This window comes from Mumia spirodelae (genome assembly GCF_050632745.1).
In the GTDB taxonomy this organism is placed as follows: Bacteria; Actinomycetota; Actinomycetes; order Propionibacteriales; family Nocardioidaceae; genus Mumia.
The window spans coordinates 814,107-831,925 of record NZ_JBODSD010000001.1; the positions used below are offsets into that span (position 1 = coordinate 814,107).

The 17,819-nt window shown below is 72.8% G+C and carries 14 protein-coding genes; 10 read left to right on the forward strand and 4 right to left on the reverse strand.

All coding sequences use genetic code 11. The annotated features are described in order from the left end of the window. Positions 1-25 precede the first annotated feature (25 nt). Together ACQSSQ_RS04035 and ACQSSQ_RS04040 are read left to right on the forward strand one after the other, a co-directional pair. The gene (locus ACQSSQ_RS04035; RefSeq protein ID WP_431325746.1) at positions 26-1,096 is read left to right on the forward strand and encodes an LCP family protein; all 1,071 of its coding nucleotides are present in this window, start codon (positions 26-28) and stop codon (positions 1,094-1,096) included. Between the two features lie 117 nt (positions 1,097-1,213). Continuing rightward, on the forward strand, positions 1,214-2,449 hold the full coding sequence (locus ACQSSQ_RS04040; protein ID WP_431325747.1) for a ScyD/ScyE family protein: 1,236 nt from the start codon (positions 1,214-1,216) through the stop codon (positions 2,447-2,449). 70 nt (positions 2,450-2,519) lie between these two features. On the opposite strand, the gene ACQSSQ_RS04045 is transcribed toward ACQSSQ_RS04040, so the two are convergent. After that, the gene (locus ACQSSQ_RS04045) at positions 2,520-3,794 is read right to left on the reverse strand and encodes a DUF1996 domain-containing protein (protein WP_431325748.1); all 1,275 of its coding nucleotides are present in this window, start codon (positions 3,792-3,794) and stop codon (positions 2,520-2,522) included. 157 nt (positions 3,795-3,951) lie between these two features. Here ACQSSQ_RS04045 and mfd point away from each other — a divergent pair, with 157 nt between their 5' ends. The 8 genes from mfd to ACQSSQ_RS04085 all read left to right on the forward strand — a co-directional run bounded on the left by mfd (position 3,952) and on the right by ACQSSQ_RS04085 (position 13,486). After that, complete coding sequence (mfd, locus tag ACQSSQ_RS04050; RefSeq protein ID WP_431325749.1) at positions 3,952-7,536, forward strand: transcription-repair coupling factor; 3,585 nt, start codon at positions 3,952-3,954, stop codon at positions 7,534-7,536. 338 nt (positions 7,537-7,874) lie between these two features. Beyond that, positions 7,875-8,342, forward strand: coding sequence for a Fur family transcriptional regulator (locus tag ACQSSQ_RS04055; RefSeq protein ID WP_431325750.1), 468 nt, complete (start codon positions 7,875-7,877; stop codon positions 8,340-8,342). Between the two features lie 124 nt (positions 8,343-8,466). Continuing rightward, positions 8,467-9,135: a hypothetical protein gene (locus ACQSSQ_RS04060; RefSeq protein ID WP_431325751.1), complete on the forward strand. Its 669-nt coding sequence runs from the start codon at positions 8,467-8,469 to the stop codon at positions 9,133-9,135. Continuing rightward, positions 9,132-10,070 (forward strand): nucleoside triphosphate pyrophosphohydrolase, encoded by a 939-nt coding sequence (locus ACQSSQ_RS04065; RefSeq protein ID WP_431325752.1) that lies wholly within the window; start codon positions 9,132-9,134, stop codon positions 10,068-10,070. Before ACQSSQ_RS04060 ends, ACQSSQ_RS04065 begins: the two co-directional genes overlap by 4 nt. A gap of 108 nt (positions 10,071-10,178) precedes the next feature. Continuing rightward, positions 10,179-11,456, forward strand: a complete 1,278-nt coding sequence (gene eno, locus ACQSSQ_RS04070) for a phosphopyruvate hydratase (RefSeq protein WP_431325753.1) — start codon at positions 10,179-10,181, stop codon at positions 11,454-11,456. Positions 11,457-11,460: 4 nt separating this feature from the next. After that, a complete protein-coding gene (locus ACQSSQ_RS04075) occupies positions 11,461-12,024 on the forward strand; it encodes an FtsB family cell division protein (protein WP_431325754.1) in 564 nt (187 codons plus the stop codon). Beyond that, entirely contained in the window at positions 12,021-12,575 is a 555-nt protein-coding gene (locus ACQSSQ_RS04080; RefSeq protein WP_431325755.1) for a DUF501 domain-containing protein, read from the forward strand. Before ACQSSQ_RS04075 ends, ACQSSQ_RS04080 begins: the two co-directional genes overlap by 4 nt. Beyond that, positions 12,572-13,486, forward strand: a complete 915-nt coding sequence (locus tag ACQSSQ_RS04085; protein WP_431325756.1) for a Ppx/GppA phosphatase family protein — start codon at positions 12,572-12,574, stop codon at positions 13,484-13,486. The genes ACQSSQ_RS04080 and ACQSSQ_RS04085 overlap by 4 nt, the downstream gene beginning before the upstream one ends. 19 nt (positions 13,487-13,505) lie before the next feature. On the opposite strand, the gene ACQSSQ_RS04090 is transcribed toward ACQSSQ_RS04085, so the two are convergent. From ACQSSQ_RS04090 to ACQSSQ_RS04100, 3 genes are all read right to left on the reverse strand, one after another. Continuing rightward, positions 13,506-14,804: a glycosyltransferase gene (locus tag ACQSSQ_RS04090; protein WP_431325757.1), complete on the reverse strand. Its 1,299-nt coding sequence runs from the start codon at positions 14,802-14,804 to the stop codon at positions 13,506-13,508. Then, positions 14,801-17,056 (reverse strand): glycoside hydrolase domain-containing protein, encoded by a 2,256-nt coding sequence (locus ACQSSQ_RS04095; protein ID WP_431325758.1) that lies wholly within the window; start codon positions 17,054-17,056, stop codon positions 14,801-14,803. Before ACQSSQ_RS04095 ends, ACQSSQ_RS04090 begins: the two co-directional genes overlap by 4 nt. 112 nt (positions 17,057-17,168) lie before the next feature. Next, positions 17,169-17,813, reverse strand: coding sequence for an NAD(P)-dependent oxidoreductase (locus ACQSSQ_RS04100; protein WP_431325759.1), 645 nt, complete (start codon positions 17,811-17,813; stop codon positions 17,169-17,171). Positions 17,814-17,819 lie beyond the last annotated feature (6 nt).

Sequence of the window (17,819 nt, forward strand, 5' to 3'; positions counted from 1 at the left end):
CCGCGCGCGTACGCTGGTGCGCGCGATGGCCGAGACGACGCCCCCAGCGCAGGTCGGCGGTTCCGAGGGCAGCCCGCGGAGACGCCGCCCGCTCCGCAACGCGTTGATCGGCCTCGTCGCCTGCCTGGTCCTTCTGGCGCTGGTGGGCGCGGGCGTGTCGTGGTACCTGCAGGACCGCCTCGTCGACAACGTGGATCGGGTCGACGACGCGTTCACGGGGCTCGAGAACCGCCCGGCGCCGTCGTCCGGCGGGGCGCTCAACATCCTGCTGATGGCGACCGACCGTCGTTCCGACCTGCCGACGACGGGGGAGGAGGCTCAGGCGCCGACCTGGTTGCCGGGCCGCCAGAACAGCGATGCCCTGATGGTCCTGCACGTCGACGCCGACCGCGAGGGCGCCTCGATCGTCTCCATCCCGCGCGACTCCTGGGTGACGATCCCCGGTCGGGGCGCGAGCAAGGTCAACGCGGCGTTCTCGATGGCCGGCCCCTCGCTGGCCGTCGAGACCGTGGAGAGCATCACCGACCTGCGGATCGACCACCTCGCCGTCGTCGACTGGAGCGGCTTCCGCGCGCTCACCGACGAGCTGGGCGGGGTCACCGTGACCGTGCCGCAGACCGTCCACGACCCGCTGCGCGACAAGACGTGGGAGGCGGGCGAGCACCGTCTCGACGGCGACGACGCGCTGCGCTACGTGCGCCAGCGGTACGGACTCCCGGCCGGCGACCTCGATCGCGTCAAGCGTCAGCAGAACGTGCTGCGCGCGCTGATGCACCAGACGCTCGCGTCCGGAGCCACCCGCAACCCGGTGAAGGCGTACGGGATCCTCGACACGCTGACCGACCACCTGACAGTCGACGCCGAGTGGACGACCGGTGACATGCGCGACCTGGTGCTGTCGATGCGCGGCCTGCGCGCCTCCGACGTCGTCTTCACCACCGCGCCGGTCCGCGGGCTCGGGCGGGAGGGGGACGAGTCGGTCGTCTACCTCGACCGGGACAAGGGGCGTGAGCTGTGGGGAGCCGTCCGCGAGGACCGGGCGCAGGAGTGGCTGGAGGCGAACCCGGGAGCCGAGCTTCCCTCGTCGGTCAGCTGACGGACTCCGCGAGTTGGTGAAATGTCCGGATAGAGGGGTCGGTGCCTGTGCCAGCCTGACCGGGTTGTCCACCGGTCGGTCTCGGGCGACCTCGCACCTCACCGGGGGAACCACACCATGAGACGAACACCCGCCATCGTCGTCGGGGCCGCAGCCGCGCTCGCGCTCGGTCTGACGATCTCACCCGCCCAGGCGCACGGCGGCCACAAGCCGCCGAAGCCACCCACCCCGACCACCGTCGCCGACGGGCTGTTCACCGCGCTGAGCTCGGCGGTCGCGCCCGACGGCACGGCCTACGTCACGCAGAACTTCCCGGGCACCCTCACCAAGATCCCCAAGAAGGGCGCCCGCAGCGACATCTACCAGTCCGTGCCCGCCGCGGGCGCCGAGAGCCCGCCCGAGGTCGGCGGCGTGTCCGTAGCCGGCAGGAGGGTGCTGTTCGCGGAGACGGGGTTCTCGGGCGACCCGGCGAACCCGGGCGGGTTCACCGGGGTCAAGGCCATCGACCAGGGCGGCAACGTCACGACGCTCGCGGACACCGGGGCGTACGAGATCGCCAACAACCCCGACGGCGACGTGGTCTACGGTGCGCGCGGGATCAGTGACGAGTGCGCGGCCCAGTGGCCCCCGCCGCCGGAGGACCCGAGCCAGCCGGGGCCGCCTCCGGCGACCTACACGGGCGACGTCAACCCGCACCCGTACGCGACCCTGCCCGGGCCGTTCGGGACGACCTTCGTCGCTGACGCCGGAGCCAACTCGATCCAGCGGATCAGCCGCAGCGGCCAGATCACGACCCTAGCCCTGATGCCGGGCCAGCCGGTCCTCATCACCGCCGAGCTCGCTGGGGCGTTCGGCATCCCGGAGTGCGCGGTCGGCCTGAAGTACTACTTCGACCCCGTGCCCACCGACGTCGAGTGGGGTCCTGACGGCTGGCTGTACGTCAGCCTGCTCCCCGGCGGTCCGGAGGACCCGAGCCTCGGCGCGCGCGGCGCGGTCTACAAGGTCAACCCGTACACCGGGCGGACCAAGAAGGTCGCCCGCGGGTTCCTCGGCGCGACCAACCTCGCGGTGACGCCGAAGGGCGACATCTACGTGACCGAGCTCTTCGGCAACAAGATCTCCGTGCTCAAGCGGGGCAGCAGCACGCCGAAGACGTTCGCGGCGCTGCCGTGGGCGACGTCGGTCGAGTACGCCAAGGGGGCGCTGTACGCGACCTCCGCACCGGAGCTGGAGGCGTTGTTCTCCGGCGGGCAGCCGGCGCCGGAGTCGACGCTCGTCAAGTACAAGCTCGCCAAGAAGCACAAGGCGCACCACCACCACAGGAAGCACCACAAGAAGGGCAAGCGCCGCTGAGCCGGCGCGCGGAGGGGCGGGCGCCTCGGCCCGCCCCTCCGCGCCGTGGTCGACGCGTCTGCGCCGTCCGTCAGCGGCGGGACCCGGCCCGCGACCGCAGGCCGCCGCCCCACATCAGCGCCACGAAGCCGCCGAGCAGGACCGTCGCTCCGGTGATCGCGAGGGCGGCGAGCCGGATCGGATCCTGCGTCACGCCCTCGCTCTGACGCGCAGCGGCGACGTTCACCCGCTCGGCCCGGGTCGCGGTCGACAGCTCGGTCGTCACGGTCGTGGTCACGCCGTGGGAGTGGGCCGACCGCCCTCCGCGGTCGGTGTCCGCAGCGGGGACGATGTCCTCGCTCTGGTCGCTGCCGGCGTGGTCGTGGCCGGCCGGGACCGGCGTCGCGACGGCCGGGGTCGCCCGCTCGGGTGCGACCGCGAGCTGCGCGTCGACCTGGGCCTCCCTCACGCTGCTGCGGCCGATCTGGTCCAGCCGCAGCGGCGTGCAGTCCCTCGCCACGTTGAGGCACCGGTTGACCAGACGGGCGAAGGCGCGCGGCCTCCACGCCGACATGATGTCGCCGTGCATCGTGTAGGCGCTGCCGCTGGCCAGACGGAACGCCTTGGCGCGGCCGTTGACGCCGTGGTGCCAGGCCTCGAAGGTCACCTGAGGCAGCTTGACGGGATGGCTCTTCGGGCACCTCGCGCGCTTGCCCCGGGAGAACCTCATGTGCGCCTTGTGGTTGGGCGAGTCGAGGCGCTTGCCGTCCCAGCAGTCGGGGAAGACCAGCTCGGAGATCAGGGTCTCGTTCGACCGGCAGGACGGGAAGCGGCGGCTGAGCTTGGACTGGCGTCCGGACTCCTTGGTGACCGCGCACTTGTACCAGACGTTGTGCTGCGGCTTGGTCGAGTGCATGTCGCCGGCGATCATCCGCAGGCCCCGCGGGAACGCCTGCTTGATGCGCGCCCCCTTGGCGCCACCGGCCCGCTCGTAGTAGACGGCGAGCTCGAGGCGGCCCTTCTTGGAGTAGACCGGCTTGCCCCTCTTGTAGAGGGTGGGGATCCAGTACGCGGAGCGGTCGGCGCCTGCGAATCCCGCTCCACAAGCCGATCGCGGTCCCGCGAGGAGCGACTTCACCGTCGCGCCGGCGGGGACCTTGCGTGCGCCGTAGAACGTGTGCATGTGCGAGCGCCCTGGCTGACCCGGGAACACGATGGGGTCGTTCTTCGCCATCTTCTGCGGGACGCACACGACCTTGAACGCGGGTTGCGGCTCTGCCTGTGCCGGGGGGCTCGCGAGCACGGTCAGCGGGACCAGACTGCCGAACAGGAGCGTCGCGAGGGCGACTCGGATCGACCGGTGCATAGGACCTTCTGCTCGCGTCGGGGCGTGAACGCCCTCACGCTAGAGGCCATCCCTGGGCCCTGCAAGGATGGTTTCAGGCTGAACCGGACATTTCGCGGCGCGTTCGGCCGAGGTGCCGGGGGACGCGTTCGGCGGTGCGGACTAGTCTTGAGGACCTATGCCGCCCCTGCACGCCTTGGCCGAGGCGGTCGCAGCCGATCCGCTCCTCGTCCGTACGGTCGCCGACCGTCGGGCGGGCGTGACGGCGCTCGACCTCTCCGCACCTCCGTCCCTCCGTCCGTTCCTCGCCGCCACGCTCGTGCCGGCGAGCTCCTGCGTGCTCGTCGTCACCGCCACCGCGCGCGAGGCCGAGACGCTGACCGAGGAGATCGGGTCCCTCATCGGGCCGGACAACGTCACCGACTTCCCGGCGTGGGAGACGCTCCCGCACGAGCGCCTGTCGCCGCGCTCGGACACGGTCGGCCGGCGCCTCGCCGTGCTGCGCCGGATCGTGCACCCGGGGTCGACGCCCGACGCCGGGCCGCTCCAGGTCGTGGTCGCGCCGATCCGGTCGGTGCTGCAACCGCAGGTCAAGGGCCTCGCCGACCTGGAGCCCGTCGCGCTGCGCCGTGGGGAGGTGGCGGAGCTCGAGGACGTCGTCCGGGGCCTCGCCGACGCCGCGTACACGCGTGTCGACCTGGTGACCAAGCGGGGAGAGTTCGCCGTCCGCGGCGGCATCATCGACGTGTTCCCGCCGACCGAGGACCACCCGCTGCGCGTGGAGTTCTTCGGGGACGAGGTGGACGAGATCCGCCACTTCTCCGTCGCCGACCAGCGCTCGACCGACCCCGTCGACCACGTCTGGGCGCCGCCGTGCCGCGAGCTGCTCCTGAACGACGACGTCCGCGCCCGGGCGCGCGAGCTCGCCGCCGCGCACCCGGAGCTCGCCGAGATGCTCGACAGGCTCGCCGAGGGGCAGGCGGTCGAGGGCATGGAGTCGCTCGCGCCCGCGCTCGTCGACGGCATGGAGCTGCTGGTCGACCTGCTGCCGCCGGCCGCGACCGTCCTGGTCTGCGACCCCGAGCGGGTCCGCACCCGCGCGCACGACCTGGTCGCGACCAGCGAGGAGTTCCTCGCCGCGTCCTGGGCGGCGGCCGCGGGTGGCGGCAAGGCGCCGATCGACCTGGGCGCCGCGGCGTACTGGTCGCTGGCCGACGTGCGCCAGCACGTGCTCGCCTCCGGGCGCGCGTGGTGGTCGACCTCCCCGTTCCTGCTGGACGAGGGTCTCGACGCGTCCTCGCCCCGCGGCTCGGACGACGCGACCAGCGGCGGTGCCTTCGACCGCTTCGACGCCGAGAGCGTCAACCTGCCGTTCGCACCGACCCCGTCGTACCGGGGTGAGGTCGAGCGTGCACTCGTCGACCTCAAGGGCTGGCTGTCGGCCGGCACGCGCGTCGCCCTGGTCACGCCGGGCGAGGGGCAGGCGGCGCGCGGCGTGGAGGTGCTCGGCGAGCACGACATCCCGGCGCGCTTCCACCCGACGGTGACGGTCGACGACCTGACCCCGCACGTCGTCCACGTGATGTGCGGCGAGATCGACCACGGCCTCGTGGCCGAGGGCATCGACCTCGTCGTGCTGACCCAGGACGACCTCGTCGGCCAGACCGCGGCCGCCCCGCGCGACGACCGCAAGATGCCCTCGCGCCGCCGCAAGCAGATCGACCCGCTGGAGCTGACCCCGGGCGACTACGTCGTCCACGACCAGCACGGCGTCGGCAAGTACGTCGAGATGATGCAGCGCACCGTCCAGGGCGCGGTCCGCGAGTACCTCGTGATCGAGTACGCCGCGTCCAAGCGCGGTCAGCCGCCGGACCGGCTGTTCGTGCCGACCGACCAGCTCGACCAGGTCACGCGCTACGTGGGCGGCGAGCAGCCCTCGCTCGACCGGCTCGGCGGCGCCGACTGGAACAAGCGCAAGTCCCGTGCCCGCAAGGCGGTCAAGCAGATCGCCGGCGAGCTCATCAAGCTGTACGCCGCGCGGCAGGCGACCCAGGGGCACACCTTCGGCGCCGACACCCCGTGGCAGCGTGAGCTCGAGGACGCCTTCCCGTACCACGAGACCCCCGACCAGCTCGCGACGATCGACGAGGTCAAGCGCGACATGGAGCGGCCCGTCCCGATGGACCGCCTGGTCTGCGGCGACGTCGGCTACGGCAAGACCGAGATCGCCGTCCGCGCCGCGTTCAAGGCGATCCAGGACGGCATGCAGGTCATCGTCCTGGTGCCGACCACGCTGCTCGTCCAGCAGCACTTCGCGACGTTCTCCGAGCGCTACGCGCAGTTCCCGGTGACCCTGCGGGCGCTCTCGCGGTTCCAGACCGAGAAGGAGTCCAAGGAGGTCCTCCACGGGCTCGCCGACGGCTCGATCGACATCGTCATCGGCACCCACCGCCTGCTGCAGAAGGGCGTCAAGATCCCCAAGCTCGGCCTCGTCATCGTCGACGAGGAGCAGCGCTTCGGCGTCGAGCACAAGGAGGCGCTCAAGACGTTGCGGGCGGCCGTCGACGTGCTCTCGATGTCGGCGACGCCGATCCCGCGCACGCTCGAGATGGCGGTGACCGGCATCCGCGAGATGTCGACGATCCAGACGCCGCCGGAGGAGCGGCACCCGGTGCTCAGCTTCGTCGGGCCGTACGAGGACCGTCAGGTCGTCGCCGCGATCCGGCGCGAGCTGCTGCGTGACGGGCAGGCGTTCTACATCCACAACCGCGTCAACTCGATGGACAAGGCCGTCAAGCGCCTGAAGGACCTGGTGCCCGAGGCGCGGATCGCGATGGCGCACGGGCAGATGGGCGAGCACCAGCTCGAGCAGATCATGGTCGACTTCTGGGAGAAGAAGTACGACGTGCTGGTCTGCTCGACGATCGTCGAGTCCGGTCTCGACGTCTCCAACGCCAACACGATGATCGTGGAGCGGGCCGACATGCTCGGGCTCTCGCAGCTGCACCAGCTCCGGGGACGCGTCGGACGCTCCCGCGAGCGCGCGTACGCGTACTTCCTCTACCCGCCGGAGAAGCCGCTCACCGAGACCGCGCACGAGCGGCTCTCGACCATCGCGCAGCACTCCGAGCTCGGCGGCGGCATGGCGATCGCGATGAAGGACCTCGAGATCCGTGGCGCCGGCAACCTGCTCGGTGGGGAGCAGTCGGGCCACATCGCCGACGTCGGCTTCGACCTGTACGTGCGCCTGGTCGGCGAGGCTGTCGCGGAGTTCCGCGGCGACCAGGGCGAGGAGGTGCGCGAGGTCAAGCTCGAGCTGCCCGTCGACGCCCACCTGCCGCACGACTACGTGCCGAGCGAGCGGCTGCGCCTCGAGATGTACAAGCGGCTCGCCGACGTGCGCTCCGACGCCGAGGTGGCCGAGGTCCGCGACGAGCTGGTCGACCGGTACGGCGAGCCGCCGGCCCCGGTCGAGGCGCTGCTGGGCGTGGCGCGCCTGCGGGTGCGCGCCCGCGACGCCGGCATCTCCGAGCTCACCGTGGCCGGCAACAACATCCGGATCGCCGGTGTCGAGCTGCCCGAGTCGCGGCAGCTGCGGCTCAAGCGGGTCTACCCGGGGTCGGTCGTCAAGGCCACGGCGCACCTCCTGCTGGTGCCGCGGCCCAAGACGAAGCCCGTCGGGGGTCAGCCGCTGCGCGACGCCGAGCTGATGGACTGGTGCCGGACGCTGATCGACACGGTCATCGCGCCGACCGCACCCTGACGGCGGTCAGTGCGCGACGATCCGGGCGAGCGTGCCCGGATCGCGCGCGATCACCGTCGTCCCGTCGTCGGCGGTGACGATCGGCCGTTGGATCGCGCGTGGGGGGAGGGGGCGACGAGGCCCTCGAGCCAGATCAGGGGAGTTGTGGTCCGGTGGCCCCGACGACGCCGTGAAGGGCGGGTGCGGGCGACCAAGAAGGGCCGGCACAAGGTGACCTTCACGGTGCGCAGCGGCTCGTCGACGGTGCGGAAGAGGTCGTCGTCGGCCGCCGCCGAGACGGCCGAATCCGACAATCCGGCCCACTTGCACGATTCCAGACATGGGTCGACCGTGGAAGCATGCCACCGACCCAGGCCTGGGACGCCGAGACCGCGCTGCGCGGTGCCGGCCTGCGGGTGACGCGCCAGCGGCTCGCCGTGCTCGAGGCGCTCCACGAGCGGCCGCACGCGAGCGCGGAGACGCTCACGTCCGTCACCCGTGACGCCCTGGGGTCGGTCTCGGTCCAGGCCGTGTACGACGTGCTGGCCGCGTGCGGGGACCACGGGCTCGTCCGACGCATCCAGCCGGCGGGCTCACCGGCGCTCTTCGAGACCCGCGCGTCCGACAACCACCACCATCTCGTGTGCGCGACCTGCGGACGGGTGACCGACGTCGACTGCGTCGTCGGTGCGGCGCCCTGCCTCGCGCCGGCCGACGCCCACGGCTACACGGTCGACCAGGCCGAGGTCGTCTTCTGGGGGACGTGCCCGGACTGCGCCGGGCGAGCGAGCGCGAACGGCGCGAGTCCTGAGGCCGGCGCGACCTGAGCGGGGGAGGACCCCCGGCCGCCTCGATCCGGCGTGGTTCGGGGTCGGCGGTGTGGTTAGGCTGTGGCTGCCGCGTGTGTTCCGCATCACGCGGCGACCGTCTGCTCGAGAGGAACGCCCCCGCATGCTCCGCCGCCCTCCGCTCCGTCCGCTCCTCGCCGTCGCCGCCGCGTCGCTCGCGCTCGCCGGGTGCGGCACCACCTTCCCGGGCGACGCCGTCGTCGTCGGCGACTCCCGCCTCTCGCTGAGCCAGCTCGACACGCTCGCCGACGCGGGGTGCACCTACCTGGCGACCGCCGCGACGTCGCAGGGGTCGCAGGTGCCGAGCCAGGGGCAGGTCCGGCAGGTCATCGTCACGCAGGAGCTGCAGCTCGCCGGCGCCCGGTCCCTCGCCGAGGAGCGCGGCATCGCGGTCCCGCGCACGCAGTGGGCGCTCGGGGCGGACGACCTCGCGCAGCTCGAGACGATGTTCGGCGACCACGCCGACGACGTGCAGGAGATCCTCGAGCGCGACTTCGAGAGCCAGGCCCTGCGCACCGCGATCGGTGCCGACGAGACCGGGACGGCGCCGACGCAGGCGAACGCCGAGCAGCTGATGCAGGCGGGCACCACGGCTGTGACCGAGGAGCTCCGTCGCGTCGACGCGAGCGTGGACCCGCGGTTCGGGCTGGACGCCGAGGGACAGCCGGACGCCGCCCTGAGCCTGTCCGCCTCGCGCGAGCAGCTCGACCAGGTGGACCCGTCGACGCTGCCCTCCAACCAGCAGTGCCGCGGCGTAGAGTCGAGCGAGTGAGGATCCTCGTCACCAGCCCTCGTGTCGCACCCGGACTGATGACGCTGGCGGCGTGGGACGCCGTCCGTGAGGCCGACCGCATCGTCGCCGCGGAGGCCGACGACCCCACGGTCGAGGCGATCGTGCAGGCCGGGTTCGCCGTCGACACGGCGCCCCTTCCGACCGACCGTACCCCGGCGACGGCCACCCTCTGGGTCGCCCCCACCGGTGACGTCGCGTGGGCGCGCGGTCTCGCGGACTCGCTGGTGTCCGAGGTCGGTGCAGCACCCGACCCGACCGCGGACGTGGAGGTCGTCTTCGGCTCGTACGACCTGCCAGGAGCGCGTCTGCTCGACCTCGTCGCCGTGATGGACCAGCTCCGCGTCGAGTGCCCGTGGACCCGCGAACAGACGCACGCCTCGCTCCAGCAGTACCTCCTCGAGGAGGCGTACGAGGTGCTCGACGCGCTCGACCGCGGCGACACCGACGAGCTGCGCGAGGAGCTCGGCGACCTCCTCATGCAGGTCGTCTTCCACGCCGCCGTCGCCGCCCGCCCGGGTGCCGCCGCAAGCGGGTACGAGGCCCCCGACGGGTGGGACATCGACGACGTGGCCGCGGGCATCGTCGAGAAGCTCGTCCGCCGCAACCCGCACGTCTTCGCCGACGGCGAGGCGGCGACGCCCGAGGAGGTCGACGCGGCCTGGCAGCGGCTCAAGGCGACCGAGAAGCAGCGCAGCTCCGTGCTCGACGGCGTGCCGCCGACGCTCCCTGCACTCGCCTACGCGGACAAGGTCGTGGGCCGCCTGCAGCGCAACGGCGTGGTCCCGGCTCCGCACGGTGACTCGCTCGGGGAGCGCCTGCTCGCGCTCGTGCTCGAGGCGCGCGCGACGGGTGAGGACCCCGAGGCGGCGCTGCGTCGTACGGTCAACGACCTCGTGCCCGACCAGCGCGTCTGAGCGCCGGCCCGCACCCGGTGGCGCGCCACGGGACGGACGAGGACGGTGCAGCGAGGCCGTGCTCTTAGGATGTGAACGACACAGACCATCCTTCGCTAGGAGTCCGTAGTGGCAAGCATCGAAGCTGTCGGAGCCCGAGAGATCCTCGACTCGCGCGGCAACCCCACGGTCGAGGTCGAGGTGGCGCTCGACGACGGCACGATCGGCCGGGCTGACGTCCCGTCCGGTGCCTCGACCGGCAAGTTCGAGGCGGTGGAGCTGCGTGACGGCGGCGACCGCTACGGCGGCAAGGGCGTCCAGAAGGCCGTCGACGCCGTCAACGAGGCGATCCGCCCCGAGATCATCGGGCTCGACGCCGACGAGCAGCGCTACGTCGACCAGACCCTGCTGCGTCTGGACGGCACGCCCAACAAGGGCCAGTACGGCGCCAACGCGATCCTCGGCGTCTCGCTCGCCGTCGCGCGCGCCGCAGCCGACTCCGCGGGCCTCCCGCTGTTCCAGTACGTCGGAGGCGCCAACGCTCACGTCCTCCCGGTCCCGATGATGAACATCCTCAACGGTGGCGCGCACGCCGACACCGACGTGGACATCCAGGAGTTCATGATCGCCCCGATCGGCGCCGACAGCTTCGCCGAGGCGCTGCGCCAGGGCGTCGAGGTCTACCACGCGCTGAAGTCGGTCCTGAAGGCCGACGGGCTCGCCACCGGGCTCGGCGACGAGGGCGGCTTCGCTCCCAACCTCAGCTCCAACCGCGCGGCGCTCGACCTGATCGCGAAGGCGGTCGAGTCGACGGGCCTCAAGCTCGGCACCGACATCGCGCTGGCGCTCGACGTCGCCGCGTCGGAGTTCTTCGGCGACGGCGGCTACCGCTTCGAGGGGGCGACCAAGTCGGCGGCCGAGATGACCGCCTACTACGCCGACCTCGTCGCGTCGTACCCGATCGTCTCGATCGAGGACCCGCTCGACGAGGAGGACTGGGACGGCTGGAAGGCCATCACCTCCGAGCTGGGCGACAAGGTCCAGCTGGTCGGCGACGACCTCTTCGTCACCAACTCCGAGCGCCTCCAGCGGGGCATCGACGAGGGCGCGGGCAACGCGCTGCTGGTGAAGGTCAACCAGATCGGCACGCTGACCGAGACCCTCGAGGCCGTCGACCTGGCTCACCGCAGCGGCTACCGCTGCATGATGAGTCACCGCTCGGGCGAGACCGAGGACACGACGATCGCCGACCTCGCGGTCGCGACCAACTGCGGCCAGATCAAGACTGGCGCGCCGGCGCGCTCGGAGCGGGTCGCGAAGTACAACCAGCTCCTGCGCATCGAGGAGCTGCTCGACGACGCGGGGTCGTACGCCGGTCGTGCGGCCTTCTCGCGGCTGAAGGCCTGACGCGGTGCCGCCGACGTCGCGCCGTCCCTCCTCGAGGCGCTCGGTCCGCGGACCGGGCGCCGCGCGGCGTGGACGTGCCGCGGCGCCGGCGGCCACCGAGGCCGTCACGACGTACGGGTCGCCGCGGATCACCCGTCGGATGGCCGTGCTCCTGCTGGTCCTCCTCGTGCTCGCGATCTCGTACGCGTCGAGCCTGAAGGCCTTCCTCCAGCAGCGTGACGCGCTGGCGACGGCGAAGGCGCAGATCGCCGAGTCGACGGCGGCGATCGAGGAGCTGGAGGAGCAGAAGGCGCGCTTCGACGACCCGGAGTACGTCGAGCAGCAGGCGCGGTCGCGGTTCGGGTGGGTGATGCCCGGCGAGATCGGGTTCACCGTCCTCGGTCCGGACGGCAAGCCGGTGGGCAAGGGCCCGGAGCTGCCCGACGCGACGGAGACGACCGCGCCCGGGCCCCAGTGGTACGACACGCTGTGGGGCTCGGTCCAGGTGGCCGGCGGCGTCCCCGACAAGACGAAGCCCACTCCGACCGACGAGGTCGTGACCCCCCAGAAGCAGGACGAAGGACAGTGACGGACACGCCGCCGACCCAGGCCGACCTCGACGCGATCAAGGAGCAGCTCGGCCGGGCGCCGCGAGGCGTGGTCGCCATCGCCAGCCGCTGCCCGTCCGGCCACCCCAACGTCGTCAAGACCGAGCCGCGCCTCCCCGACGGCACGCCGTTCCCGACGCTCTTCTACGTCACGTGCGCGCGCCTCAACGGCATGATCGGCACCCTCGAGGCGTCCGGCCTGATGCGGGAGATGAGCGAGCGGCTCGTCGAGGACGCCGACCTCGCGGCCGCGTACGCCGCCGCCCACGCCTCGTACCTCGAGGAGCGTCGCGCGCTCGCCGTGGTGCCCGAGATCGACGACGTGTCCGCCGGCGGGATGCCGACGCGCGTGAAGTGCCTCCACGTGCTGGTCGGGCACGCGCTCGCCAAGGGCCCGGGGGTGAACCCGCTCGGTGACGAGGCCGTCGTCCTGCTCGGCGACTGGTGGACCGGCACGACGTGCGACGGGCCTGGAGAGCCTCCGGCGCAGCTGGCCGGGATCGACACCGGCTGGGCCGAGGACGTCCAGTGACGCGGGTCGCCGCGATCGACTGCGGGACCAACTCGATCCGGCTCCTCGTGACCGACCTGGACGCCGAGGCCGGGACTGCTGCCGACCTCGTCCGGCGGATGGAGATCGTCCGGCTCGGCTACGGCGTGGACCGGACGGGGCGCCTCGACGACCGCGCGCTCGGGCGGACGTTCGCCGCGTGCGAGGACTACGCCGAGGTGATCGAGGCCGAGGGTGCGGAGCGCGTCCGGTTCGTGGCGACGTCGGCGACGCGCGACGCGGAGAACGCGGACGCGTTCGTCGCCGGGGTCCGTGAGCGCCTCGGCGTCGCGCCGGACGTGGTCAGCGGGGCGGAGGAGGCGGCGCTGTCGTTCGCCGGCGCCGCACGAGATCTCCCCGGAGTGGACCAGCCGGTCCTCGTGGTGGACCTCGGGGGAGGGTCGACCGAGCTCATCCTCGGACGCGACGGCACGGCGGAGGCGGAGCAGTCGCTCGACGTCGGGTCGGTGCGGATGACCGAGCGCCACCTGCGCAGCGACCCGCCGACGCCCGAGGAGGTCGCCGCGTGCGTCGCCGACGTCGACGCGGTCCTCTCGCGGGCGCAGGTCGACGTCGGTGCAGCGGCGACGGTCGTGGGCGTGGCGGGCAGCATCACGACGATCGCCGCGCACGTCCTCGGGCTCGACCGCTACGACTCCGGACGCATCCACCACGCCAGGCTCGCCGTGAGCGACGTGCTCGCGTCGTGCGACGCGATCGTCGCGGCGTCGGTCGAGGAGCGCCGGTCGTGGCCGTTCATGCACCCGGGCCGCGCCGACGTCATCGGCGGCGGTGCGCTGATCGTCGCCCGGCTGCTCGCGCGGACGACGCCCGACACCCTGGTCGTCTCCGAGCACGACATCCTCGACGGCATCGCCTGGTCCCTGGCCTGAGCCCGGGGGACGCGACGGCCTACGCGCCGATCGCGGTGACGGCGCGGGCGCTCCAGACCTGCTGCAGGATCCCGTCGAGCACGTGGGCGCGGTCGAACTGCAGCGCGTACGCCCGTGCCGCCTCGGCCCGCAGCAGCCGGTCGGCGGCGCTGCTGCGGAGCACCGCCTCGTCGATCGCGTCGGCGATGCCGTCGGGGTCCTCGATCCCGACGATCGTCGCGTGGTCGCCGACGGCCTCACCGATCCCGCCGGTCTCGGTCGTCACGACCGGTCCGCCGCCGGCGAGCATCTTCTCGACGAGGGCGATCCCGAACGTCTCCACGAACTCCGGCCGTGGCTTGCTGGGCAGGACGAACGCCGCGCACCCGGCCATCAGCAGCGGCTTCTCCGCGTCGTCGACGTCGTCGAGGAACAGGACGCGGTCGGCGACCGGCGACGCGGCGGCGTACTCCCGGAGCTCCTGCGCCTCCGGCCCCCGTCCGGCGATCACGAGTCTCGTGCCCGCCGAGGCCTCGCTGCGGGCGAAGCCGTCGATCAGGTCGTCGACCCCCTTCGCCGCCGCCAGCCGCGACAGGAACAGGACGTAGCCGTCGCGCTCGAGCCCGCGTGCTGCGAGCGCCGCCTCGACCGCGGTGTCGTCGAGGTCGGTGTAGGCGCGGGTGTCGATCGCCGGGTACGAGATGCCGATCCGCTCCTCGCACTGCGCCGCGAACCGCGTACCGTGCCGCTCGTCCACCTCCTGCGCGCAGGCGACGACGAGGTCGCGGGTGTAGCGGGAGACGGCGAGGCACACGTCGTTGCCGAGGTAGGTCGCGAGGACGTGCGCCGCGGCGCCGAAGCGGTCCTCCTCGATGCAGCTGCGGACGACGTTGGTGACGTCCGAGCCGACCGCCTCCGCCACCGTGGTCACGTTGACGGGCAGCCCGGTCGCGCGGGCGACGCGGACGGCGTCGGCGACCGCGAGCGCGTGCGGACTCAGGTAGAGCGAGAGCGCCACGGTCGGGACGCCGTCGGTGAACAGCTCGACCAGCCGGCCCGTGAGGCCGGCGAGGAAGCGGCCGTCCGGCACCTTGTAGTCGCCGACCGGACCGGGACGCTCGACGGTGATGCCGGGGGAGTAGGGCAGGACGGAGTCGAGCGGCTTCAGCGGCAGCCCCGCCTCCTCCAGGCGGTCGAGCGGCCAGGTGACGATGCGGACGTCGGTGAACCCGCGCGACAACGCGGCCTCGGCCAGGTTGCGGGCCTCCCCGGAGTGCCCGCAGATGACGGGGTCCGCGCGGACCACGATGACGAGACGGTACGGCGGTTGCATGGTCATGACACCCCGTTCGACGGTTGAGCGGTGAGGACGTCCGCGCGGCGGGAGCCGGCGGGGAAGGAGGGCGGGGCGGAGGACGGGTCGCGTCCCCATCCGCGGGGCTCGGGTCCGAGCTCGACGAGCAGCCGGCCGCCGCGGTGCACCTCGGTGCCGTCGAGCCACGTGCGCTCCAGCGGCCGGCCGTCGAGCCAGGCAGCCTGGACGTACTGAGGGGGTGTGTCGGGGCCGGGCGTCACGAAGCCGGTCGTCTCGAGCTCGAGCCGTGCGTCACCGATCCGCAGCGCCCCACCGGCGAACGACGGGGCGTTCACCAGGAACACGTTCTGCCCCGCGACCGGGAACAGGCCGAGCGACGCCCAGACGTACCAGGAGCTGAGCCCGCCGGAGTCGTCGTTCCCGGGCAGCCCGCCGGGACCGGTCCCGAAGCGCTGGTGGACGGCGGCGTGCACGACCTCGGCCGTGCGGTCGGGGCGGCCGGCGTAGTGGTACGCCCAGGGTGCTTCCATGTCCGGCTCGTTGTTGAGACCCTCGAAGCGCTCGAGGGCGTAGCCGCGCGCCATCTCCTCCGCGCTCGGGCGCACCCCGGGCTGGACGACGGCGCCGGCGCCGTAGCCGAAGAAACGGTCGAGCATCGCGACGAAGGCGTCGGTCCCGCCGGCCAGGCCGATCCGTGCCGCCATGTCGTGGACGAGCCGGAACGAGTAGTTCCACCGGCCGCCCTCGTAGAACGTCGAGTCCAGCAGCAGCCCGGTGGCCGGGTCGAAGGCGTGCGCCCAGCCCGCGGCGTACGGCTCGAGCTCGGCGACCAGGGCCTTGTCCCCGACGTGCTGGGCGACCTGCTGCGTGCACCAGTAGCCGAAGGCGAGGTCCAGGGTGTGGCTGATCGGGTGCGCGACGCCGCGGAGCAGGTAGTCCTCGCCGTACCCGCGCCGCAGGTCGTTGTGCATGTGCACCAGCGCCCAGTCCCAGTCGACGCCGCCCAGCCCCAGGGCGCACAGGTCCGCGAGGAACGTCTGCGCGAGGGCGCTGGCCTGGCGCGAGAACACGTCGGCGCCACGCGCCATCCGGTAGCCGATCGGGAGGTTGCCCTCCTCCTCGCACACGTGCAGGAGCGCGTTGGCGAGCTCGACGGCGCGGTCGGGGACGAGGGTGGTGAGCAGCGGGAGCTGCGTGCGGTAGATGTCCCACATCGTGCTGACGTCGAACGCGAACGGTCCGTCGGACGGCCAGAACGGGCTCTCGTCCGGTGCGAGGCACGGCTTGACGAGCGAGTGGTAGAGCGCGGTGTCGAAGACGGTACGCCGCTGCGGGTCGGGGCAGTCGACCTCGACCAGCCCGAGGTGGTCCTCCCAGGCCTGCGCCGTCGCCGCACGACGGACTGCGAAGCTGCTGCGCTCCGGACCGCAGTCGGCGACGAGGTTCGTCCGTGCCTGGTCGGTCCCGCGCAGCGAGAAGCCGATCCGCAGCTCGACCGTGCGCTCGCCCGAGCCGGTGCCGGTCGTCGGCCCGGCCCACATCACGCCGAACGGCCGCAGCGTGGTCGTCCGGATGTCGCTGAAGTCGAGCCGACTGCCGCCCGCCATCAGCCGGCGGTCGTACCAGAGCATCTGCCGCCAGCGCTCGGCGTCGCACTCCAGGTGGACGGCGAGCGGCGCGCCCTCGACCACGATCTCGCCCCGGGCGACCCCGGGCGCGACGGACTCCAGGTGCGAGCGCAGCGGCACCGTGGCGCCGTACGGGATCGCGAGCCCGCCGAGCGAGAGGTCCACGACGAGGCGGGCGTCGTGGTGGGCCGGGAAGGTGTAGCGGTGGACGGCGCTCTTGGGCCCGACGGTGACCTCGCACCGCACGCCGGACTCCAGCGTGGCGGCGTACCAGCCCGGCTCGGCCTCCTCGTCGTACAGGCGCCACGTCCGCCCGAGCGCGTCCAGCGGCTCGAGCATCGGAGTCACGCGGAAGTAGTTGTAGTACTTCCGGATCGCCCCGGTGCCCGACTGCTGGAAGTGCGTGAACCCGGAGGCGACCTGCTCGTCGACGATCGCGGTCGGGACGCCCTCGGTGCTGAGGTCGTAGCGTCCGTAGCCGGTCGGGTACGCGCCCGAGTACGCGCACGCGGAGACCATGCCGAGCGGGTGGCACGCGCCCGGGTGCGTGTTGCCGACGAGCGGTTTCGGCGACCACCACGTGGCCGCGAGACCGGTGGCGGGCGGGAGGTCCGTGGCGGACGTGCCGATGAAGGGGTCGACGGACATCGGACCTCCCCTCGTGGCGCGGTTCGCCGGTCAAGGGCCGCGGCGGCGGCTCGTGGCGGCGACGCTACGTCCGCCACGTGTCCGGAGGATTTCGCGCAGGTGAAGGTTGCCGTCACGCGTCCGGCGCGGCCTCGACCCCTACGTGCGTGCGTGACCACCGCGGGGCGTCGATCTCGTCGAGCACCGCGAGCGCGAAGTCGGCGTACCCGATCCTGCCGGCCGCGTCGGCGGGTGCCACCGCGTAGCCGCCGGTCGTACGCCCGGTGTGGTCGAAGTCGCCGGACGGGCTGAGCGCGACCCAGTCGAGACCTGCGCCGTCGGCGGAGAACGTGGAGAGCGCGGCGGCGTGGGCGAGCGAGAACGACCGGTAAGCGGTCGGGTAGCCCTCGGTGTCCATGAGAGGGGTGCCGTCCGCCGTCGGAAGGACGGAGGCGAGGCCGACCCACACGAGCCGGCCGACACCGCCGGCGCGCAGCCCCTCGACGAGGGCGGTCGCGGCGCGGGTGAAGAACGCGTCCGGGTCCTCCGCCATGTCGGCCACCGTGGCGACCGCTGCGTCGTGGTCCGCCGCGAGTCGCGCCAGCGCGGCGGCGTCCGTGGCGTCGCCCGCACGCAGCGCGACCGAGGGGCCTGCCAGGTCGGAGTGCCGAGCCGGGTCCCGCACGACCGCCGTGACGGTGTGGCCCCGTCGTACCGCCTCGGCCGTCGCCGCCCGTCCCGCCCGTCCGCCTGCTCCGATGATCATGATGTTCGTCATGGCGTG